General features: G+C 31.1%; 20 protein-coding genes. 10 read left to right on the top strand and 10 right to left on the bottom strand.

Features of this window, described 5'->3' with window-relative positions; all coding sequences use genetic code 11:
* Window positions 1-2: 2 nt before the first annotated feature.
* Genes MED152_RS11155 through MED152_RS11145 form a run of 3 tightly spaced genes read right to left on the bottom strand, consistent with a single transcriptional unit; the run spans window position 3 to window position 3,748 of the window.
* A complete protein-coding gene (locus MED152_RS11155; protein ID WP_015481991.1) occupies window positions 3-854 on the bottom strand; it encodes a glucosaminidase domain-containing protein in 852 nt (283 codons plus the stop codon).
* The gene (locus tag MED152_RS11150) at window positions 854-1,792 is read right to left on the bottom strand and encodes a 1-aminocyclopropane-1-carboxylate deaminase/D-cysteine desulfhydrase (protein WP_015481990.1); all 939 of its coding nucleotides are present in this window, start codon (window positions 1,790-1,792) and stop codon (window positions 854-856) included. Before MED152_RS11150 ends, MED152_RS11155 begins: the two co-directional genes overlap by 1 nt.
* Window positions 1,793-1,828: 36 nt before the next feature.
* On the bottom strand, window positions 1,829-3,748 hold the full coding sequence (locus MED152_RS11145) for an ABC-F family ATP-binding cassette domain-containing protein (RefSeq protein ID WP_015481989.1): 1,920 nt from the start codon (window positions 3,746-3,748) through the stop codon (window positions 1,829-1,831).
* A gap of 74 nt (window positions 3,749-3,822) precedes the next feature.
* On the opposite strand from MED152_RS11145, the gene MED152_RS11140 reads away from it, so the two are divergent.
* Window positions 3,823-4,227, top strand: coding sequence for a DUF983 domain-containing protein (locus tag MED152_RS11140; RefSeq protein ID WP_015481988.1), 405 nt, complete (start codon window positions 3,823-3,825; stop codon window positions 4,225-4,227).
* 3 nt (window positions 4,228-4,230) lie between these two features.
* Here the strand turns inward: MED152_RS11140 and MED152_RS11135 are convergent, their stop codons facing one another.
* The 7 genes from MED152_RS11135 to topA all read right to left on the bottom strand — a co-directional run bounded on the left by MED152_RS11135 (window position 4,231) and on the right by topA (window position 13,727).
* Window positions 4,231-5,271: an FAD-binding oxidoreductase gene (locus MED152_RS11135; RefSeq protein WP_015481987.1), complete on the bottom strand. Its 1,041-nt coding sequence runs from the start codon at window positions 5,269-5,271 to the stop codon at window positions 4,231-4,233.
* A gap of 192 nt (window positions 5,272-5,463) precedes the next feature.
* On the bottom strand, window positions 5,464-6,318 hold the full coding sequence (gene gldN / locus MED152_RS11130) for a gliding motility protein GldN (RefSeq protein ID WP_015481986.1): 855 nt from the start codon (window positions 6,316-6,318) through the stop codon (window positions 5,464-5,466).
* Between the two features lie 13 nt (window positions 6,319-6,331).
* The gene (gldM, locus tag MED152_RS11125) at window positions 6,332-7,864 is read right to left on the bottom strand and encodes a gliding motility protein GldM (RefSeq protein ID WP_015481985.1); all 1,533 of its coding nucleotides are present in this window, start codon (window positions 7,862-7,864) and stop codon (window positions 6,332-6,334) included.
* A gap of 40 nt (window positions 7,865-7,904) precedes the next feature.
* Complete coding sequence (gldL, locus tag MED152_RS11120; RefSeq protein WP_015481984.1) at window positions 7,905-8,540, bottom strand: gliding motility protein GldL; 636 nt, start codon at window positions 8,538-8,540, stop codon at window positions 7,905-7,907.
* A gap of 25 nt (window positions 8,541-8,565) precedes the next feature.
* The gene (gene gldK / locus MED152_RS11115; RefSeq protein WP_015481983.1) at window positions 8,566-9,927 is read right to left on the bottom strand and encodes a gliding motility lipoprotein GldK; all 1,362 of its coding nucleotides are present in this window, start codon (window positions 9,925-9,927) and stop codon (window positions 8,566-8,568) included.
* Between the two features lie 106 nt (window positions 9,928-10,033).
* On the bottom strand, window positions 10,034-11,194 hold the full coding sequence (locus MED152_RS11110) for a formimidoylglutamase (protein ID WP_015481982.1): 1,161 nt from the start codon (window positions 11,192-11,194) through the stop codon (window positions 10,034-10,036).
* A gap of 34 nt (window positions 11,195-11,228) precedes the next feature.
* Window positions 11,229-13,727: a type I DNA topoisomerase gene (gene topA, locus MED152_RS11105; RefSeq protein WP_015481981.1), complete on the bottom strand. Its 2,499-nt coding sequence runs from the start codon at window positions 13,725-13,727 to the stop codon at window positions 11,229-11,231.
* Between the two features lie 201 nt (window positions 13,728-13,928).
* Between topA and miaB the strand changes: the two genes are divergently transcribed.
* From miaB to MED152_RS11060, 9 genes are all read left to right on the top strand, one after another.
* Window positions 13,929-15,383 carry a tRNA (N6-isopentenyl adenosine(37)-C2)-methylthiotransferase MiaB gene (miaB, locus tag MED152_RS11100; protein WP_015481980.1) on the top strand — a complete coding sequence of 485 codons (1,455 nt, stop codon included), beginning with the start codon at window positions 13,929-13,931 and terminating at the stop codon, window positions 15,381-15,383.
* A 76-nt stretch (window positions 15,384-15,459) separates the two neighbouring features.
* Complete coding sequence (locus MED152_RS11095; protein WP_015481979.1) at window positions 15,460-16,683, top strand: sigma-54-dependent Fis family transcriptional regulator; 1,224 nt, start codon at window positions 15,460-15,462, stop codon at window positions 16,681-16,683.
* A 9-nt stretch (window positions 16,684-16,692) separates the two neighbouring features.
* Complete coding sequence (locus MED152_RS11090) at window positions 16,693-17,190, top strand: LptE family protein (RefSeq protein ID WP_015481978.1); 498 nt, start codon at window positions 16,693-16,695, stop codon at window positions 17,188-17,190.
* Window positions 17,190-17,945 carry a hypothetical protein gene (locus MED152_RS11085; RefSeq protein WP_015481977.1) on the top strand — a complete coding sequence of 252 codons (756 nt, stop codon included), beginning with the start codon at window positions 17,190-17,192 and terminating at the stop codon, window positions 17,943-17,945. Before MED152_RS11090 ends, MED152_RS11085 begins: the two co-directional genes overlap by 1 nt.
* Window positions 17,945-18,277 (top strand): preprotein translocase subunit SecG, encoded by a 333-nt coding sequence (gene secG, locus MED152_RS11080; protein ID WP_015481976.1) that lies wholly within the window; start codon window positions 17,945-17,947, stop codon window positions 18,275-18,277. Before MED152_RS11085 ends, secG begins: the two co-directional genes overlap by 1 nt.
* A gap of 176 nt (window positions 18,278-18,453) precedes the next feature.
* On the top strand, window positions 18,454-18,729 hold the full coding sequence (gene groES / locus MED152_RS11075) for a co-chaperone GroES (protein ID WP_015481975.1): 276 nt from the start codon (window positions 18,454-18,456) through the stop codon (window positions 18,727-18,729).
* 114 nt (window positions 18,730-18,843) lie between these two features.
* Complete coding sequence (gene groL / locus MED152_RS11070) at window positions 18,844-20,481, top strand: chaperonin GroEL (protein ID WP_015481974.1); 1,638 nt, start codon at window positions 18,844-18,846, stop codon at window positions 20,479-20,481.
* Window positions 20,482-20,667: 186 nt separating this feature from the next.
* Entirely contained in the window at window positions 20,668-21,411 is a 744-nt protein-coding gene (locus MED152_RS11065; protein ID WP_015481973.1) for a hypothetical protein, read from the top strand.
* Complete coding sequence (locus tag MED152_RS11060) at window positions 21,412-22,938, top strand: hypothetical protein (protein WP_015481972.1); 1,527 nt, start codon at window positions 21,412-21,414, stop codon at window positions 22,936-22,938. It abuts the gene before it with no gap.
* The last annotated feature ends 42 nt before the right edge of the window (window positions 22,939-22,980 follow it).

The raw sequence follows: 22,980 nt of genomic DNA, 5'->3' as shown, positions 1-22,980 counted from the left end.
TTTTATCTTTTAATAATTAATTGCTGTCCTATAGCTATGGTATTGCTAGATAAATTATTTATTTTTTTTAGCAATTGAACAGAAATTCCGTACTTTCTACTGATTGAATATAAAGTTTCACCTTTTTTAACTTCATGAATATTGGATGATTTCTTTTCTATTACAATAGGTTTTGTAAACGTTTCGCCATCATTTAGCTTTTTTATTTCTTTGGTATACTTACCTTTTTTGATTTTATCAAACTCATACAAATGATAATCTTTTATCAATTTTAAAAGTTTAACTGGGTACTTTTTATCTGTTGCATAACCTGCTTTTCTTAAACCATAAGCCCATTTTTTATAATCTTTAATATTATAATCAAATAAAAATGCATAACGTTTTCTTCTGGTTAAAAATAACGAATGATCATTGTACGAAGTTTCTGGATATAAGTATTTTCTAAAACACTCACCTTTCTCATCATCATCATGATACACTCTTTCACCTTCCCAACCTGTATGACATTTAATGCCAAAATGATTGTTAGATTTCAAAGCCAACTCACTCCTACCCTTACCAGATTCTAAAATTCCTTGAGCTAGTGTTATACTTGCAGGTATTTTATATTCGTGCATTTCTTTAACTGCAATAGGGGCATACTTTTTAATATAAGCTAATGTGTATTTGTTTAAATTAGGATTTCTCTTTTCTAATTTTTTAACGATTTCTTTTTGATTAACAGAAGGCAGTTCTACAGGCTCTGGCTCAATAATTACTACTCCAGGATTTTTTTTATTTACAATTTTTCTTTTTGACCCACAGCTTTGTAAAAGAAATATAATTGATAAAAACAGTACAAACCGAATGCGCATTATTGTTGTATTAAAGATTGATTTTTTGCTGCTAACTTTTTATTGAAACCAACAATACCTTGTAAACCTCCTGTATGAATTGCAAGTATTTTAGTTTTAACTGGAAAATGATTTTTACCTATTAAATCTAAAACACCGTAAACCATTTTTGCTGTATAAACAGGGTCTAATAAAATATCTGTTTGGTTTTTAAAGGTGTTTATAAAACGAATTAAATCATCATTATATTTTGCATAACCTCCAAAATGATAATCGGTTTGTAAACTCCAATTCTCTTCTGATTTTACATATTTTTTGATTTCCTCTTCTAAAAAAATTCCTTTTAAAGCAGGAAATCCCAAACATTTTTGATGATCTTGCAATGAATTTATAACTCCAGAAATAGTACCTCCAGTTCCAACAGCCAAACAAATATAATCGAAAATTGCGTCTTGATTTGTTAAAATTTCTTCACAACCTTTTATAGCCAGTTGGTTTGTACCTCCTTCAGGAATCAAATAAAAATCGCCAAATTCTTTACTTAAATCTGCTATAAAATTTGTTTGTTCTTTATTTCTATAATCAGCTCTAGAAATAAATCTAAAAGTCATTCCATTTAGATGAGCCTCTCTTAAAGTAGCATTTTCAGCTAGTGTTTTTTCTAAATCATTAGCCAATTCTTCACCTCTAATAATACCAATAGTTTTAAAACCATTGAGATTACCAGCAACAGCTGTTGCTACTATATGATTTGAAAATGCGCCTCCAAAAGTTAATAATGTAGCTTTATTTTGCTTTTTAGCTTCGGCTAAGTTGTATTTTAATTTTCTGAATTTATTACCTGATACAAAAGGATGAATTTCATCTTCTCTTTTTATATAAAGCGCCACATTTTTCTGTGTTAAAATAGGTAGCTCTATTTTATGATTCTCGGAAATATAGGGTTTATTAAAGTCCATAAAAATTAATTTCCAAAGATGAAGTAAACTTTACAATTAAGAAAAATTAGAGATTTGCTCTTCTACTTTTTCCCAATCTTCCATTAAGGTATCTACTTTTGCCTTTTTTGCTTTGTAGTTTTTAAAGAAGTTAGGTCTTGCAGAAACTTCATCATAATTACTAGCAAGCTCTAAATCTATCTTTTCAATCTCTGTTTCTAAATCTGCGATTTCAGTTTCAATTTTAGACAGCTTATTATTTAGTTTTTTCAACTCTTTTTCTTGCTCTCTAGATAATTGATGCGCTTCTTTTTTAGTAGTATCTTTTTCTACTTTTACAACAGTTTTCTTTTCTGCTTCACGTAAACTTTCCATTTTGTGTTGCTCTAAGAAATAATCAATATCACCTAAATATTCTTTGATCTCTTTATCTCTAAATCCGTAAACAGTAGAGGTTAAGCCTTGTAAAAATTCTCTGTCATGAGAAACTACAATTAAAGTACCATTAAAGTTATTCAACGCTTCTTTTAAAACAGTTTTAGAGGCAATATCTAAATGGTTTGTTGGCTCATCCATTATTAAAACATTAAAAGGTTGTAATAATAATTTACATAAAGCTAATCTGTTTCTTTCACCTCCAGAAAGCACTTTGGCTTTTTTATCTACTGCATCTCCACCAAATAAGAAAGAACCTAACATATCTCTAACACGCATTCTGTTGGAGTCTGTAGCAGCATCTTCCATAATTTCCAATACTGTTTTTTCTGGTGGTAAATATTCAGATTGATTCTGAGCAAAATAACCTACTTCTACATTATGCCCTAATTTTAAATGCCCTTCAAATGGAATTTCGCCAACCATCATTTTTGCTAAAGTTGATTTTCCTTGTCCATTTTGACCAACAAAAGCAATTTTACTATTTCTTTCTATCAATAAATCAACACCTTCTAGAACATGCTTATCTCCATAACTTTTAGACAAATTTTCTGCTTCAACAATAATTTTACCTGGTTCTCTAGAAATTGCAAAACGCACATTCATGGCTTGATTATCATCTTGATCTACTTCTATCAACTCTACTTTGTCTAATTGTTTCATTAAAGATTGAGCCATAGAAGCTTTACTTGCTTTTGCTTTAAATTTATCTATTAATTGTTGTTTCTGCTTAATTTCTTTTTCTTGATTCTTTTGCGCTTGCAGTTGTTTTTCTTTGATTTCTCCTCTTAATTCTAAGAACTGAGAATAAGGTTTTTTATAATCGTAAATCTGCCCTAAAGAAATTTCTATAGTTCTGTTAGTAACATTATCCAAAAACATTTTATCGTGAGAAACCAAAACAATTGCACCTGAATAGCCCTTTAAAAAGTTCTCTAGCCATATAATAGATTCTATATCTAAGTGGTTAGTTGGCTCATCTAACAACAGAATATCATTATTTTGTAATAACAATTTTGCAAGTTCAATTCTCATTCTCCATCCACCAGAAAAGGTATCTGTAAGCTTATTAAAATCCTCTCTCTGAAAACCTAAACCTTGTAATATTTTTTCTGTATCTCCTTGATAATTATAACCTCCAAGAAGTTCATAACGTTCTTGTTTGTCTGTAAGATCTTGAATTAATTGTGTGTAAGAATCACTTTCATAATCAGTTCTTGTAGTAAGCTGATTGTTTATTTCTTCTAACTCAGCTTCTATTTTTTTTATTTCTTCAAAAGCCTGATAGGCTTCTTCTAAAATTGTTCTTCCTTCTACAAAATCTATGTCTTGTCTTAAAAAACCAATTTGTACATCTTTGTCAAAAGCCATTGTACCTCCACTACTTTCGATATCTTTAGAAAGTACTTTTAGTAATGTAGATTTACCTGCACCATTTTTACCTATTAAACCAATTCTATCTCCTTTATTTAATTTAAAAGTGATACCAGAAAATAGGTCTGTTCCCATAAAAGAAACAGTTAAGTTGTGTACGTTTAACATGAAATGTGATAATTGTTACTAAATAAAAGTGGTAAAAATTTTACCTTTGGCAAAAGTAGAGAAATTTTAAAGTTATGATGTTTAAAAAAGGAACAAAAATCTATAGTATTGCAAACGGAAAGTGCCCCAAATGTCATGAAGGAGATTTCTTTGCGCATGGTATTACCTTCAATCCTACAAAAATTACTCAAATTCACGATACTTGTTCTCATTGTAATTTAAAATATATGATAGAGCCTTCTTTCTTTTATGGTGCTATGTATATAAATTATGGAATTACAGTAGCCATTTCTGTTACTGTATTTTTAATTGCAAAACTTGGTTTTCAATTAGATTTATTAAACTCTTTTTTGACTGTTTTAGGTGCGCTTATAATTACTGCACCTTTAAATTTACGGTTATCTAGAATTCTATGGATAAATATGTTTGTAAGTTATGATGCAAATGCAGCAAAAAACACATCAGAAAAACTAGAATAATTACTACTCAAAACGTTTAATATCTATTTCTGGATCTAGTTCTTTTCCTTTTTCTAGATAATTAAAAAGCGCATCTGCCATGGTTGGTGCAATCATTACACCTCTTGTACCCAAACCATTTAAAATTGCCAAATTAGGAAAAGCTGGTTGCCTGCCAACCAAAGGTCTTCTATCTTTTATAGTTGGTCTAATACCTGCAGTTTGTGAAAGTATGGTATATGGAACATCAATTACTTTGTTTAGCTTTTCAATTAACTCTTCTCTACCTTCTTTAGATGGTTTAGATGTTTTATCTGACCAGTTAAAAGTTGCTCCTACTTTGTAGTTATCTTCTCCTAAAGGAAGCACAAATAAGGTTGATTTTAACTGAAAATCAATCTTTAAATTTGGGGCATGAATTGTAATTAACTCACCTTTTACTTCATTCAAGGGTAAATAGTTAAAAAATATATTTTCTCTCATACCAAAACCTTCGCAGAAAACAATGGTACTTGCATCTATATCTTGATATTGCACTTGGTTTGAATGGAATTTTATTTGTTGATGTTTGAATTGCTCAAACCTGATCATATCTCTTTTTTCTAGATAAGCTCTATAGGTATCTACAAGTTTTTTAGTGTCAATTCTACCTGTTTGTTTCACATTACCAAACCCAAAAATTGAAATCACACCTTGCTTTTGCTCATGATCTAAATTAGGTTCTAAAAACTCTACCAATTTTGGATTATCTAAAGCCGTAAACCAATTGTTTTGATCTTCTATAGATTTAAATACTTTCTTTGTTTGAAATTTATAATCGAAAGTTGTTTGGAATTTCTCTTCTAAGGATTCGTAAAAAGGCAATGCTAGCTCTAATTGCTGTTTTGCATTCCAAACTGGAGTAAATCTTTTTAGAATTACAGGATTGTAGACTCCACCAGCTACCAAAGACGATGTTTGAGAACTATCTTCAAAGACTGTAAAGCTTTTATTAGCCTTTATTAGCTGCTCTGCAAACGCTAAACCAGCCAAACCCAAACCAACTATTATGTAATCTAATTTCACGCTGTAAAAGTAGTTAAGTTTTGTTTTAATTGAAAGCCTAACTAACGCTTTTAAATTAGTTTAGCCCTGATTGCAGCAATTGTTTGAGCTCTTTTTGAGGTACGAAAAAAAGCGAGTGCGAAAAGCAGGAAATGGTTTCAAATAAAAAACGCTTGCTTTCGCAAACGTTTTTAATATTTTAACCAGTGTACTTTAGTAGTTCCACATGTCTATTTCTCGATTTCTGATGTCTTCTTTAATCTTATTAGCTTCTAACAATTGAAATAAAGAATTGCCTCGAATATAATCTTCTATGGCTCGATTACCATAAATATTTTCTTCTCTAACAATTACTGAGTTAAATCGTCTTGCATTTAAAAGGTGATCATAAGAAATTGGTTGTGCTGCATTCATAGGATTGAAAACCTTAGAATCGTGCAATACCTCTCTTGCATCTGGAAAGAAAATCCAGAATAACTCGTATAGATTATCGTCTTCTATATTCTCTACTCCTAAAGTTTGTACATCTTTACCCATAGGTGCCAAAGCCAATAAACGATATTTCATTTCTCCTTGACGCTTATCAAAATACCACATACCTTTTAGCATGTAACCAGCAACGTCTTCTGTTTGAAGGTTAAAAGTGTCTACATAACCATTTTCATCTCTAATATTTACCAAACGAGTTTCAATTTCGTCTTGAGTAATTTTAGAAGTGAAGAAAGAATCTGTGTAGGCTTCTTTAATTTTACCTTGTCTGATACCTTTAATTAAAGTATCGAACAATGATCTTCTATCTGAAGAAATACTTGTTGTATCTATTGGAAAATAATAAGGTAAGTTTATCTTTTGATTTAAATCTACAAATTCCCAAACCACTTTAGACCACATGATATCTCTATCATCTACATACCCATAAGGTATTGGGCCATCATTATCTGCCTCTAATCTTTCTGTACTTCTTTTTCCTATTTCACCAGCAGATTTTGCATTTAACACATTAGCTTGTGCGTTTACAAAACTTGCTGAAAGACAGAAAAGAAATACTAGTATGCAATTTCTAACCATAATTTATATTTTTCTAATTAGTCAGCTCTATATTAACTGGCAATACTTTTTTAAACGGAGTACCATTATAGGTTGCCTTTATATCGTAAATATTGATGATATCTCCTCTTCTTGCTTTTGATAATACCTTTTTAGCAGCTGCACTTAATTTTGTACCCTTAACTATAATAGTTAATTCACCAGGAACTTTAATTTTAAAGCTCTGTACTTGAATTTTTAAATCGAATTCAAAATCTGGTAAACCAGCACTTATTGGTGAATTGTTTAACCCTGATTTTGGCATTCTTACAGTACCAAATTGATTACGAACAGAACCTTGTGCTGCTGGTACATCTTTAATTCTAAATGTTGCTTTAGAGTTTACAGTTTTACCACTACTTAATTTAGCACTTACGTTTATAGTAGCAATATTTCCACTACCAGGTCTAACCACATAACCTGCTCCTGCTTTTGTTAATTTACCACCTGTTGCAGAAACTTTTAAATTGTTAGCTCCTACACCTGGTAATGATACTGATATAGGGTTATCTAAACCTCTATATACTACATTCATTTTATCTGCAGATACTACTGCAGAACTTGGCTCTGCAATTACAGAATATTTACTTTCAAATGGTACTGGAACTTCCTCTCCATTTTCTCTAAAAAAAATAGTACCTTTTATTGTTTTCTCACCAACATTACCTGCTGGCATATTTAAAATTACTTGTCCGTTTTGCACAGCATCAGTTGCATCTTTACCATTTAAAATAACTTTATCTGGTACTAAAGAGGCGTCATATCTACCTAAAACAACTTCACCTGTAACTTTCTCGCCTGCGAAATATGCACTTTTATTTAAACGTACAATTCCTGTATAATTGTTTAGTGATAAAGCTTCTTCTAATTTACCCCCTAAAAGATCTGTAACAATATCAGATTCTGTGTTTCTGATATCTGCTTGCATTTGTGTAAAGTTCGTTAATGAGGCCACCATTGGAAAACCTTCATATCTTGCTTTTAAAAACGGAACTTCTTTTTCTGTTTCAGAATCTATTACTGGATCTGTAGAAAATCTTTTCTTTAAGACAGGTACAAATTTACTATCACTACCCAAAACGTCAATTACGTTAGTTCTGTAAGCATTTATTCTATCTAAAAACTCTTGACCTTCTGCAGTATATGTATCTCCTTTAAAGAAATATGAATCTAACCAGTCTGTTTTATCCATTGCTTCATAATCATCTTTATCTTCAATTTCAGTCAACATTTTAGACTTTAATGCAGCTAGATAATCATAGAAATCATTTGAATACGTTTTAATTTTATCTGCTTGAACTTTTAACGGTCCAAACTTTTCTTTCTGTTCTGACGCTTTCAAATCTAAATTTGCATAAGCCTCTTGATTTTTCTCAATTGTAGAGATATTATTCTCTACTAATTTTTCGTTCATGAAGCCAAAAGCTGATAAAACCTCTTTACTCATATTCATTGCTAACATTGCAATAAATACTAAGTACATTAAGTTAATCATCTTCTGCCTTGCAGACATTTTTCCTCCTGCCATATCTTAATTAGTTTTTTTGTTAATATTTAAATTGAACTAATTATTTGCTTGACATTGCAGATAACATATTACCATAAACTCCGTTTAAAGAAGATAGGTTTTTCGCTAAAGAATCCATCTGCTCTTTTAACCTTTCTGTATTTTCTACAACTGCTGAATTTAATTCAGTTTGCTTGCTAGAGTTTTCTACTTGAACTTTGTATAAATTATTTAATGTTTCCATTTGAACAGCTGCCATAGAGACTTGCTCATTGTATTTGTTTGTAGATGAAATTGTTTCTGATGCTGCAGATAAACCTTCTGCTGCTCCTTGAAAATTTTTCATGCTGCTACCTAAATTTTGCATCAATTCAGCATCAATCTTAGCTTCGTGCAATAAATTATCTAATTTTTGAGATAACATACCTTCTGCACCTACTTTTTCTTCTACTGTTACACTATCTTCACCCAATTCAGGATATACTTTGGACCAATCGAATTCATCTTCTGGAGTATCGAAAGCTGAAATGGCGAATACACCTGCTTCCACTAATAAACCAATAGTAAGCATTACACCTCCTGTAATAGGACCAATTGAAATATGTTGAATTTTAAATAGAGCTCCAATAATTACAACTGCTGCTCCCATTCCGTAAACGAAATTCATTGTTTTCTTATAAGTTCTTGACTGTGCCATGATTCTTCTTGTTTTTTTTAAAGTTTTAGTTATTAGTTGTACCAATGTAATTTTGAACGGTTCTAAAGCCAATATAGCTTCTAGCTGTATCTGCATACTCATAATCTCTAGACCCCACTTCTAAATAATATGCTACATCTTTCCAAGAACCTCCTCTTACAATTTTTCTTTTATTTTTTCTATCCTCTACATTCGGGTTCATAGTTGAAGCCATGTAGTAAGATGATAAGTTATATGCTGTGTTTGTCCATTCTGAAACATTACCAGCCATGTTGTATAAACCGTAATCATTTGCATTGTATGATTCAGCCTCCATTGTATATAGAGCACCATCTACAGCGTAATTACCTCTAACTGGTTTAAAGTTTGCTAAGAAACAACCTCTATCACTAGTTGTACTTCCTGTACCCCAAGGATAAGTTGCAAATTCTAGACCACCTCTTGCTGCATATTCCCATTCAGCTTCTGTTGGCAATCGAAATGCAGGCACTTGAGCTGCATTCTTTTTATTCTTTAAATAATCGTTCTTTTTCTTAGTTCTCCAATTACAGAAAGCATTGGCTTGCCCCCAAGTTACACCCACAACAGGATAGTCTCCATAAGATTGGTGAGAAAAATAATCTTGGTGCATTGGATCGTTATAAGAATAATTAAAGTCTTTAACCCATACTGTTGTATCTGGATAGATATTTAAAATTTCTGTTTGCACAAAATCTTTTCTATCACCACCTTTTCTTGCAGCATTATCTCTATCAAACCAAGAGTATTTGTACTTTAAAAATTTAGTATTAAATGTTCTTACACCATCTACTGCATCCTCTCTACTAATATATAGAGAATCCATAACCTCTACATAATCCATATCTGGATATTCTTCTTTCTTCCAGATTAAATCTTCTTCCCAATTCAAAGGTTGTATCGTATCAAACTGATAATAGTTTTCATACATATATCTTTGGTAAGGTGTAGAGTTTTCTACTGTATCTTTAAACTTGTATAACTGAATACCTGTAGCTCTGTTATTATTACCTGTAGGATCTGGCTCAGAACCTAAAGCTGCAAACTCTGCTTGATAGGCCAATTTTGTTCTTACTACAGAATCTCTAACCCAAAAAACAAATTCTTTATATTCGTTATTTGTAATTTCTGTTTCATCCATAAAATATGGCCTAACAGTTACTGTTTTTGTTGGTGAGTTCATTGTACCAATAATGTCCTCATCTTGCTTACCCATTGTAAATGAGCCTCCTGGAATTAACACCATACCAAATGGTTTCTCTGAAAACCACTTCTTTTTAGACTTGACTCCTACTAATTCCCCTCTATCATTAGAACCACAACTGTAAAAAACGGCTATTAAAAGTGCAAATATTGCTGCTTTCTTCATATTTTATTTTTGTCTTTACTAAAAGTTCGTAAACCTATTATTTTTTTTGCTAAAATACAATGTTGAATCTGCATTTTAACGTATTGAAATTTATATTATTATTTAGTTACATCATTTTTTGCATGGCCTTATACCACCTTTCTGGTATAATTTGTTTGGTAGCCTCTGTATAATCTTTAAATGTACATGGTATTAACGCATGTCTTTTGTATTTATTATCTGATAAAATATTTATCTCTATCCACCAACGACCTGTTTTGTTACTTTTATAAAAAACTAAAGGGTCGTCATCTTCTAACATTACTGTGAATTTTTGATAGTTTTCTTTACCCGAAAACGGATAATCTTTTACCCTATAATTCACACCTTCAATAAAATACCAAATCATTTGAGCAATAAGATTTGCAGTTTGGTGGTTGTTGTCTAACTTAGAATTGTACTCGTAAATTCCGAATGAAGACACTTTATCACTTAAACCAGCATATCTAGAAATTGCACAAATTTCTTCACCATAAAATCCGTTTGGAGAGGCATTATTATTAGCAGGAGCTTCACTTTGTCTTACAGCTCCTAAATCTATAGACACAATATCTGCATTTCTAAAAGCAGGCTCTATATTTTCTAATTCTTTAGCATTACCAAGTCTGTATGCGTCAAAAAATAAGCTATCTAAAAGTTGAATTGCTTCTTGAGAATTAAAATACGTTTGGTAACCGACATTACAGTAATTGAATAAATTATTAGGCTCTTGCATTATAATTTTGCTCAAATAAGATTGTGAGGTTAACTCATCATCTATATTTCCTAAATCAAACCTGCTGTCTACAGCTGTAATATTTACAGACTGCTCTAAAGAATCGTACGCTCTATAGTTTACGTAGGTTATGTCTTGACCACCACCAATGATAATAGGAATGATGTTTTTTTTAAGCAAAGAAGTAATTACCTCAGAAACTGCAAAATAGGTATCAGAAACTTTATCACCTTTAGCGATATTGCCAATATCTGCGATTTCTGTATGCCAATCTCCAGGAAAAAGTTCGTAAATTTTTCTTCTTACAAAATGTAAATCTTCTCCACAACCAAAGTTGTTTTCCGAGTTTCTGTCCTCTTGAACACCAAAAATGGCAATCTTAACATCGTCTAATTCTGGAAAACCATTTTGGTTAGAATGAATTTTAATTTTATTCCCTAAACATAAAGGTGAGTGTAACACCAAATGAGCAAGCGCGGTTTCTTTTATAGGGGATAAGAAGTCTTTATTCATTAATTATAATTGTGTATGCAATATACCAAAAATACTATTTCTTTTTTACTGTTTTTCTCTTAGTCGTTTTTTTCTTTGCTGTTTTTTTCTTGGGTGTTTTTGCTTCAATCATCTTAACAGCCTCTTCTTTAGATAGTTTCTCAATATCTGTAGTTTTAGGAAGCTCAATTTTTACTTTGCCTTTTAAAACATTAAATCTCCCCCATCTTGCTTTTTCCACACGAATACCAACATCTTCCCAATTATGAATAACCTTATCTATCTCTTTCTGTTTCTTAACTTCGATTAATTCTACAATATCATCATCAGAAAGATTATCAAAATCGTATTTTTTATTTACGTTGATAAACATACCATTCCATTTTATAAATGGCCCAAACCTACCTACACCTTTTTGCACTGGTAAATCTTCATAATGGTAAATAGGAGCATCTGCCTTTTGCTTTGCTCTAATTAATTTTTCGGCTCTTGGTAAATCAACTTCCATAGGGTTTTCACCTTTATCTAAAGAAACAAACATTTTTCCAAAACGAATGTAAGGTCCAAATCGTCCGTTAGAAACTACAACTTCTTCATCTTCGTAAGTTCCTAAGGTTTTAGGCAACAAAAACAACTCTAAAGCCTCTTCTAAAGTTATTGTTCCTAAATTCTGATCTTTATTTAAACTTGCAAATTGCTTTTCTTCATCATCTGGAGCTCCAATTTGAGCAATAGGTCCAAATTTACCTAATCTAACTAAAACTGTTTTACCAGATTTTGGATGTTTCCCTAAAATGCGTTCTCCGCTTTCTCTTTCTGCATTTTCTTTAACATCCTCTACATTGTCATGAAATTTGGTGTAAAAATCTTTAATCATTTCTGTCCAATCTTCCTCTCCTTCAGAAATATCGTCAAAAGAATTTTCCACTTTCGCAGTAAATCCGAAGTCTAGTATATTTGAGAAATTTGCTACTAAAAAGTCATTTACAATGTTTCCTATATCTGTTGGTACTAGTTTATTTTTATCTGAACCTGTTTTTTCGGTTAATTGTTGTGTTTTTACAGCACCACTAGTCAAAATCATTTGCTCATAAGCCCTTTCTATACCTTCATTCTGACCTTTTTCTACATAACCTCTTCTTTGAACAGTAGAAATTGTTGGTGCATAGGTTGATGGACGACCAATACCCAATTCTTCTAACTGTTTAACCAAAGATGCTTCCGTAAAACGATAAGGTGGACTTGTAAAACGCTGAGTAGCATTAATAAAAATATAATCTAAACTTTCATTAACTTTAAGATTAGGCAACATACCAGCTTGTTCTTCCTCATCATCATCTTTACCTTCTAAATACACTTTTAAGAATCCTTCAAACTTAATCATCTCACCATTTGCAGTAAAGATTTTTTCGTTTTCTGAATTCTCTATTTTAATGTTAGTTCTCTCTAATTGAGCATCACTCATTTGAGAGGCTAATGTTCTTTTCCAGATTAAATCGTACAATCTATTTTGATCATATTCAGTATCTATAGAATGCATTTTCATGTTAGTAGGCCTAATTGCTTCATGTGCTTCTTGAGCACCTTTGGCTTTAGATTTAAACACTCTTTGCTTACTATATTCTTTACCATAAGAAGCTATAATTTCTTCTTCAGCTTCGTTTCTTGCATCAACAGATAAATTTACACTATCTGTTCTCATATAGGTAATTAAACCAGCTTCATACAAACGTTGTGCAACCTGCATAGTTCTACCCACTGCAAAACCTAATTTACGAGATGCTTCTTGTTGTAAAGTTGATGTTGTAAAAGGTGCTGCTGGCGATTTTTTTGCAGGCTTTTTTGTTAAATCTGCAATTTTAAAATCGGCATTTGCACAAGATTCTAAGAAACTTTCTGCTTCTTTTTTAGAATCAAAATTTTTAGGAATCGTTGCTTTAAACTTCTTTCCTTCATTGTTCGAAAATTCAGCAACAACCTTATAATGAGTTTCTGGCTTAAATTCTTGTATACTTCTTTCTCTCTCTACAATTAAACGCACAGCTACAGATTGTACTCTACCTGCAGACAAACCTCCTTTTACTTTTCGCCATAATACTGGTGATAACTCATAACCCACTAGTCTATCTAAAACTCTACGTGCTTGCTGAGCGTTTACCATATGATAATCTATATCTCTAGGATTTTCTACAGCCTTAAGAATAGCTTTCTTAGTGATTTCGTGAAAAACAATACGTTTGGTATTATTTTCTTTTAAATCTAGTTGCTCTTTTAAGTGCCAAGCAATAGCCTCTCCTTCTCTATCTTCATCACTTGCTAACCAAACCGTTTCTGCTTTTTTTGCTAAACTTTTTAATTTTTTAACAACTGGTTTTTTATCATCGGAAACTATATATTTAGGACTAAAATCACCATCTACATCAATCCCCAATTCTTTTGATGGTAAATCTGCAATGTGCCCATAACTCGACTCTACTTGAAAATCTTTTCCAAGAAATTTTTCGATAGTTTTAGCTTTTGCTGGTGACTCTACTATTACTAAATTCTTTGCCATATATCTCTCATTTATCACTCAAAACCCATTAAACAAGGGCTATTTTAAAGTGCAAAAGTAGTTAGTTTTTTATTAAAAAAAATTTTTTCACGAATATTAGATCAATTATTAACAGAAAAACAACATTAATTTTCTGCCAATTTGTCATAAAAATATAAAATTGGTTGTATCTTTGCCCACCTTCAAATTACAAATTGAAAGATGCAACAAGTAGAGAAAATTATTGACGAAAAAATACAAGGAAAAGCCCTTGTTACAGAAAATAAGAAAGAGAATACTAAAAAATTATTCATAGAAAGCTATGGCTGTCAAATGAATATGAATGATAGTGAAATTGTAGCAGCAATTTTAGACAAAGAAGGCTACAACACTACTCAAATTTTAGAAGAGGCAGATTTAGTTTTGGTAAACACATGTTCTATTCGTGAAAAAGCTGAAACTACAGTTCGTAGAAGATTGCAAAAATACAATGCAGTAAAACAGGTTAACAAAAAAATGAAAGTTGGCGTTTTAGGTTGTATGGCTGAACGTTTGAAAGAAAAATTCTTAGAAGAAGAAAAAATTGTTGACCTAGTCGTTGGGCCAGATGCTTATAAAGATTTGCCAAACTTATTAGAAGAAGTTTATGAAGGTAGAGATGCTGTAAACGTAATTTTATCTAAAGAAGAAACCTATGGAGATATTTCTCCTGTTCGTTTAAATTCTAATGGAGTATCTGCATTCGTTTCGATTACGAGAGGTTGTGACAATATGTGTACTTTTTGTGTTGTTCCTTTTACTCGTGGACGAGAGCGTAGTAGAGATCCTAAAAGTATTTTAGAGGAAATACAACAAATGGTTGATAAAAACTATAAAGAAATTACACTTTTAGGTCAAAATGTAGATAGCTTCTTGTGGTATGGAGGAGGCTTAAAAAAGGATTTCAAAAAAGCTTCTGAAATGGCTCAGGCAACTGCTGTTGATTTTGCTCAGTTATTAGATATGTGTGCCACTCAATTTCCAAAAACACGTTTTCGTTTTTCTACTTCTAATCCTCAAGATATGAGTTTAGATGTAATTCATGTAATGGCCAAACATAGAAATATTTGTAAATACATTCACTTGCCTGTACAAAGTGGAAGTAATGCTATGTTAAAAGCCATGAATAGACAACATACACGTGAAGAGTATATGGAATTGGTTGATAATATTTTTAAAATAGTTCCAGAAATGGCATTATCTCAAGATATGATTGTTGGTTTTTGTGGAGAAACAGAGCAAGATCATCAAGATACCTTAGATTTAATGGAGTATGTGAAGTATGATTTTGGATTTATGTTTGCCTACTCTGAAAGACCAGGAACTTTAGCTGGTAAAAAAATGGAAGATGATGTACCAGAAGCTGTTAAAAAAAGAAGATTGACAGAGGTCATCGATTTACAGCAAAAACATGCTTTATACAGAACTCAACAACATTTGGGCAAAGTTGAAGAAGTTTTAATTGAAGGTACATCCAAGAAAAATCCTAATGAATGGAAAGGAAGAAATACACAAAACACAGTGATTGTGTTTCCTAAAGAGCACTATAAATTAGGTGATTTTGTAAACGTTAAAGTAGAAGATTGTACTTCTGCAACCTTAAAAGGTACTGCAGTTGGATACTCAGATAATAATTAATTTTTAGAAAAGAGAAGCAAGAGTTAAAGTATCTACTTTTCTCTCAATTCTTTTTTATCGATTCTAAGAAAAGAAAATGGAAAACTTACAAGCTTTAAAACAACGCTTTGGAATTATTGGTAATGATGTTCAACTTAATAGGGCTTTAGAAAAAGCACTTAGAGTTGCACCTACTGATATTTCTGTGCTAGTAACTGGAGAAAGTGGTGTTGGTAAAGAGAGTGTTCCGAAAATTATTCATTCTTTATCACACAGAAAACACGCCAAGTATATTGCAGTAAACTGTGGCGCAATTCCAGAAGGAACTATTGATAGTGAACTTTTTGGTCATGAAAAAGGAGCTTTTACAGGGGCAACACAAGATAGAAAAGGATATTTTGAAGTTGCAGATGGTGGTACTATTTTTTTAGACGAAGTTGGTGAATTACCTTTAACCACCCAAGTACGTTTATTACGTGTTTTAGAAAATGGTGAATTCATAAAAGTAGGGTCTTCTAAAGTCTTAAAAACAAATGTTAGAATTGTAGCTGCTACCAATGTTAATATGCAATCTGCGATTGAAAAAGAAAAATTTAGAGAAGATTTGTACTACAGACTTAGTACTGTAGAAATCAATTTACCTCCATTAAGAGAAAGAAACGAAGACATCCATTTATTATTTCGAAAATTTGCTGCAGATTTTGCTCAAAAATACAGAATGCCTTCCATTCGATTAGATGAAAGTGCTGTAAATGTACTATTGAATTATAGATTTCCAGGTAATATTCGTCAGTTAAAAAACCTTGCAGAACAAATTTCTGTTATAGAAGAAGAAAGAAGTATTAGTGGTCAAAAATTACAACAATATTTACCAAATAATTCAGGTAATTTACCAGCGATTGTAGGTGGTAAAAAAGAAAATGATTTTTCTACTGAACGTGATATTATGTACAAAATTCTTTTTGACATGCGTAATGACATCAACGATTTAAAGAAGTTAACGCTTGATTTAATGAAGAATGGTAATGTAGAAGAAGTACAAGAAGAAAACCATAGATTGTTAGAAAAAATTTATAATAATAAAGATTTAGAAGAATTAGATATTGAAGTTTTAAATGTGCCTCAAAACACGCCTTCTGAAAAAGATTATGATTTTATTGAGACTATTGAGGAAGACGAATCTTTATCTTTACAAGACAAGGAAATAGAGATGATTAAAAAATCTCTAGAAAAAAATAACAACAAACGTAAATTGGCAGCTAAAGAGTTAGGGATTTCTGAAAGAACCTTATACCGAAAAATTAAGCAGTACGATTTATAATATTACAACATGAAGAAATTTATCTTATCCGCGTTTATAGTAATCACTTTTATAGGTTGTGGGCCTTATTCATTTACAGGTGGTAACACAGGTGATGCAAAAACCATTCAAATTGATTTTTTTCCGAATCAAGCACCATTAGTAGAACCTGTTTTAACACAACGTTTTACCAATGATCTACAAGACCTATTTACACGTCAAACTAATTTAACCCTTACGAATTCTAATGGTGATTTATATTTTAGTGGAGAAATCACAGGATATAGAATTACACCTATGAGTGGAACATCTAATCAAACTGCTGCCCAAAACAGACTAACGGTTTCAGTAAATGTTCGTTTCGTAAATAAATTAGAAGAAAAAGATGATTTTGAAAAAACATTTTCTTTCTACTCCGATTTCGATGCAAATGCTCAACTTTCAGGAAGTGTTCTAGAAACTGCTCTAGATGAAATTTTAGAAAGAATAATTCAAGACATATTTAATGCTTCTGTAGCAAAATGGTAATGCCTATAAATTTGAAAACATCATCATTCATAAAAGCATTGAACAATAGACAAGAATTGGAAAATTTAAATACTTCTGATTTAAAGTCTATAGTAGATAACTACCCATACTTTCAAGCAGCAAGAGTTCTTTATTTAAACAAATTAAAACAAGCTAACAGTTTCAAATACAATAAAGAATTAAAAAATACAGCCTCTGTAACAAGAGATAGAGCCATACTTTTTGAATACATTACTTCTACAGATTTCCATAAAAACATTGAAGTTGAAATAGATTCTGTTAATGATCAACAAACAAAAGAACCTAAAATTTCTGAATCTAAAACTAGTGAGCCATCAAAAGATGTGGTTTCACAAACTGAAAAAGATTTAGAGGTTGGTAAACCCATTGCATTTACCAATTCAGAAAATTACTCCTTTAATCAATGGTTGCAATTATCTTCTAAAAAACCAATTATTAGGATTGAAAAAAAGAATGAAAAAGTTGCAAAGAAAGAAGAAATTATAGAAAAATTTATACAAAGCAATCCTAAAATAGAACCTTTAGCCAAAGATAAAAATGTAAACATTTCTATAGCCGAGAACCAACAAGATTCTATGTTAATGACAGAAACTTTAGCCAAGGTTTATTTAGATCAAAAGAAGTACGAAAATGCAATTCAGGCCTATCGAATTTTAAGTTTGAAATATCCAGAAAAAAGTGGTTTCTTTGCAGACCAAATTAAAAGAATACAAATTTTACAAAAACATAAATAATGAGTTATACAGCTTTTATCATATTAATCTTAATTGTAGCAGTAGCTTTAGTATTAATAGTAATGGTTCAAAATCCTAAAGGAGGAGGATTATCTTCTTCATTTGGTGGTGGAGGTGCACAATCTTTAGGAGGTGTGCAAAACACGAACAATTTCTTAGACAGAACAACTTGGACGTTAGCTATAGCAATGTTTGCATTAATTTTATTATCAAATGTAGCCATTCCTAGAGGTGGAGAAAATGATGTAAACTTAAACAACACCTTAGATGGTGTTGAAACTACAGCACCTGTAGAAAACACATTACCATCATCAAACGATAGTATTAACTAAATACCATCTTAAACAATTTAAAATGCCAACGAAAATGACACGTTGGCATTTTTTTTTGCTTCAATTTTACGATTAAAAATCAATCAAAGAAAAATTGTCAGTTTTTAAGCGATGGCATAATTTCTGACTAAATAGTAGCATAAAAAATAATTTTATTAATCAAAATTTATAAAACAATGGGATTAAACATTAAACCTTTAGCAGACAGAGTTCTTGTAGAACCTGCACCAGCAGAAACAAAAACAGCATCTGGCTTAATTATTCCAGATAATGCAAAAGAAAAACCACAAAAAGGAACTGTAGTTGCAGTTGGTAATGGTAAAGTTGATGAGCCTTTAACTGTAAAAGTGGGTGACACTGTTTTATATGGTAAATATGGTGGAACTGACTTAAAATTAGAAGGTAAAGATTATTTAATGATGCGTGAATCTGATATTCTAGCAATTATATAATAAAGCTATTTGCTTTGGGCTATTTGCCTTTAGCAAAAACAATAAAAAATTAATGAAAATTATTTTAGCCAAAAGCCAAGAGCTCACAGCTAAAAGCAAAAAAATAAAAACAAAATGGCAAAAGATATTAAATTTGATATTGAAGCAAGAGATGGTTTAAAACGTGGAGTTGATGCATTAGCAAATGCAGTAAAAGTAACTTTAGGACCTAAAGGTAGAAACGTAATTATCTCTAAAGCATTTGGTGCACCAACTGTAACTAAAGATGGTGTTTCTGTTGCAAAAGAAGTAGAATTAGAAAACGAGCTTGAAAACATGGGAGCTCAAATGGTAAAAGAAGTTGCCTCTAAAACCAACGATTTAGCTGGTGATGGTACAACAACTGCTACTGTTTTAGCACAAGCAATTGTAAAAGAAGGATTAAAAAATGTTGCTGCAGGTGCAAATCCAATGGATCTAAAAAGAGGAATTGACAAAGCTGTAGAAGCAATTGTTTCAGACTTAGAGAAACAAACTCAAAAAGTTGGTAATTCATCAGATAAAATTCAACAAGTAGCATCTATTTCTGCAAATAACGATTCTGTTATTGGAGATTTAATTGCGAAAGCTTTTGATAAAGTTGGTAAAGAGGGTGTAATTACTGTAGAAGAAGCAAAAGGTACAGATACTTATGTAGATGTTGTGGAAGGTATGCAGTTTGATAGAGGATATTTATCTCCTTACTTTGTTACTGATGCAGACAAAATGATCGCAGATTTAGAAAATCCTTACGTACTATTATTCGATAAGAAGATTTCTAACTTACAAGAAATTTTACCAATATTAGAACCAGTTTCTCAATCTGGTAGACCTTTATTAATTATTGCAGAAGATGTAGATGGCCAAGCATTAGCTACTTTAGTAGTTAATAAATTAAGAGGAGGTTTAAAAATTGCTGCTGTAAAAGCACCTGGATTTGGAGACAGAAGAAAGGCAATGTTAGAAGATATTGCAATTTTAACTGGTGGTACTGTAATTTCTGAAGAAAGAGGTTTCTCACTAGAAAATGCAACTTTAGATTTATTAGGTACTGCAGAAGGTATTACAATTGATAAAGACAATACTACAATTGTAAATGGTTCTGGAGATGCAGAAGCTATTAAAGCAAGAGTAAACCAAATTAAAGCGCAAATAGAAACTACCACTTCTGATTATGATAAAGAAAAACTTCAAGAACGTTTGGCTAAGTTAGCTGGTGGTGTTGCTGTTTTATATGTTGGTGCTGCTTCTGAAGTAGAAATGAAAGAAAAGAAAGATAGAGTTGATGATGCTTTACATGCAACTAGAGCTGCTGTAGAAGAAGGTATTGTTGCTGGTGGTGGAGTTGCTTTAGTAAGAGCTAAAAAAGTTTTAGAAGCTTTAACTACAGATAATTTAGATGAGACTACAGGTGTACAAATTGTTAACAAAGCAATTGAAGCGCCTTTAAGAACAATAGTAGAAAACGCTGGTGGTGAAGGTTCAGTTGTAATTAACAAAGTTTTAGAAGGTAAAAAAGATTTTGGTTACGATGCTAAAACCGAAACATATGTAGATATGTTAGAAGCTGGCATAATCGATCCTAAAAAGGTAACTAGAGTTGCTTTAGAAAATGCTGCTTCTGTAGCTGGTATGATTTTAACTACTGAATGTGCTTTAGTTGATATTAAAGAAGATGCACCTGCAGGTGGTGGAATGCCTCCAATGGGTGGTGGAATGCCAGGAATGATGTAAATTTAAAAAGCAAGTTTTAATCTGTAACTTAACTTGTTTTATACTTATTAAAAGTTCGATAGATCTCTTTCTATCGAACTTTTTTTTATGAATATAACCCTAACTTTATTCAATTATTCATTGCATTTTTTTGTAAAAATTAACACTTTGGCATAAACCTTGTTAATATTTTGCAAAATAATTGTTATGAAAAAGATTACATTAATACCCCTTACTTTTCTATTTATCACAAGTATAATTTTTAGTCAAAAAGAAAATCCTGAAATAAAATATGGAGAGTACTTTAAAAAAACCAGAGAAAATGTTCACCTACATTTAAACAAAACCACTTTTTTAACAGGTGAAAATCTTTGGTTTCAAGCCTACATTCAAGAACAAAATACAGAAAAGTTACATCCAGAAACTTCTAATTTATATGTTTCATTATATGATGAAAGTGGTGGTTTAAAAGATCAACATTTAATAAGAATTAAAGATGGCTTAGGAAAAGGTAATATCAAAATTGACTCCACCTTTACAGAAAAAGCATACTACATTAGAGCATCTACAAAATGGATGAAAAACTTTAAGGAAGACCAATCATTTTCACAGAAGATTATCATTTTAAAAAACTCAGAAAACAAGCCTGAAATTGTTGAAAAAGAGAATTTTTACGATTTTCAAATCTTACCAGAAGGTGGTCACCTACTAGCAAATACCTATAATAGAGTTGGCATTTTACTAAAAGACGCCAATAATAAAGGTATACAAATTAAGGAGGGTGTAGTAAAAGATAAATATGGTACTATTTTAGAAACTTTTACGACCAATTCATTTGGAATTGGAGAAACACTTTTATTAATTAAAGAAAATGAAGATTATACTTTTTATGCAACTACAAAAGACAATATTAAAATTACAGTAAAAACACCAGCCGTAAAAAAATACTGAGTGGCACTGAATATCCTTAACGATGAGTTAAATAAAAAGTTTATTTTAAAAATAAACACAAACACCAATTCATTGCCAAATCTGGTTGGTCAAAAATATTCAATTTTTGTGCATAATAGCAGAAGGTTCTTGAAAAACCAATTTAGTTTCACTTCAAAAACAACTCAATATTCATTCGATTTAAACAAAGAAATACTTTTTAAAGGTATAAACATTATTACTGTATTCAATGAAAAGAATCAGCCTGTTTTAGAAAGAATGATTTATAATGATTTAAAAAAAACAGCATTTGATGGAATAAAAACTGAAATAATTGGTTACGAAAGTGATTCATTAACGATTCGTTTAAAAAATAACAACAATAACAATGTTATGCTAAGCGCTTCATTTTTACCAAAAGAAACAAAGGCATACAATCCTACAAATTCTATTAAATCATCATTTTTATTAAAACCATTTGTAAAAGGTGATATTGAAGAAGCATCATTATACTTTAATTCAAATGTAAAAGACAGATTAAAGAATTTAGATTTACTACTACTTACGCAAGGTTGGAGTAAATACGATTGGAATAATATTTATAAATCGCCACCAAAAGACAATTTTAAATTTGAAAAGGGAATTGATATTCTAATGAGAATAAATCAGAATGTAAATACTAGAAAAACTTTTTTCATAGAATCTGAAGACAATGAGTTTAAGGGTGAAACCACTTTTAAAGAAAACATGCTTTACAAAATTGAAAATAGCTACTTTACAAAAAATTCTACCTTAAATTTCGCAATAAAAGACGGTGATAACTATTTCAAAATTGGGCCAAGTATTACTTATTCAAATACGCATCTTTTTGAAGAGGTAAAGCCAAATCACCTTAAAGAATTAAAAAAAACAATCCCAGAATATACTTTATTTCCTTTTTTAGAAGAAAACTATATACTTCTAGAAGAAATATCCATTGCTAGTAAGAGTAATGAAAAGAATTCTAATGAAAGAAACGATTTAATCAATTGGTCTAATGGGAATAGAGGTTCAATTAATAACAGAGAAGGATGGGGTGATAAATATATCACTTGGAATAACGCAGGTATCCCAAACCCTTTTGGTTTTAATAATTTCACAGGAAGTGCAGGTGAGTGGGCAAGCTATACTGGATCACAAGTTTTTGCATGGAATGATAGCTCATATAGTGGATCAGCATCTTTTGACTATGGAATAGAGCCAGATAAATATGTCGGTTTACAAGACATATATGTCGATTTACAAGAAGTAACATTGCCTGTTGGCTTTGCAAAAGCTAAAGAATATTATAGCCCTAAATATCCTTCTTTACAAACAGAAGCATTTACCAAACATGGTGCAATTTGGTGGGAACCTAATATAAAAATATCATCTAAAGATTACATAGAATTCAAAATTGCAAATACCAATAACACTATTCTTAACCTGTTTTTAGAAGGTATTAATGAAGAAGGACTATTACTAGAAAGCAATCTTAAAATACCTGTTAGTAAAATAGTACTAAAATAAAATCAACCTAAAGTTCATAAACTAAAATAACCCGTCAAAACA

This window comes from Polaribacter sp. MED152, assembly GCF_000152945.2.
In the GTDB taxonomy this organism is placed as follows: domain Bacteria; phylum Bacteroidota; class Bacteroidia; order Flavobacteriales; family Flavobacteriaceae; genus Polaribacter.
The sequence above is the reverse complement of the archived record's forward strand: the minus strand, read 5'-3'. Positions and strand labels throughout refer to the sequence as shown.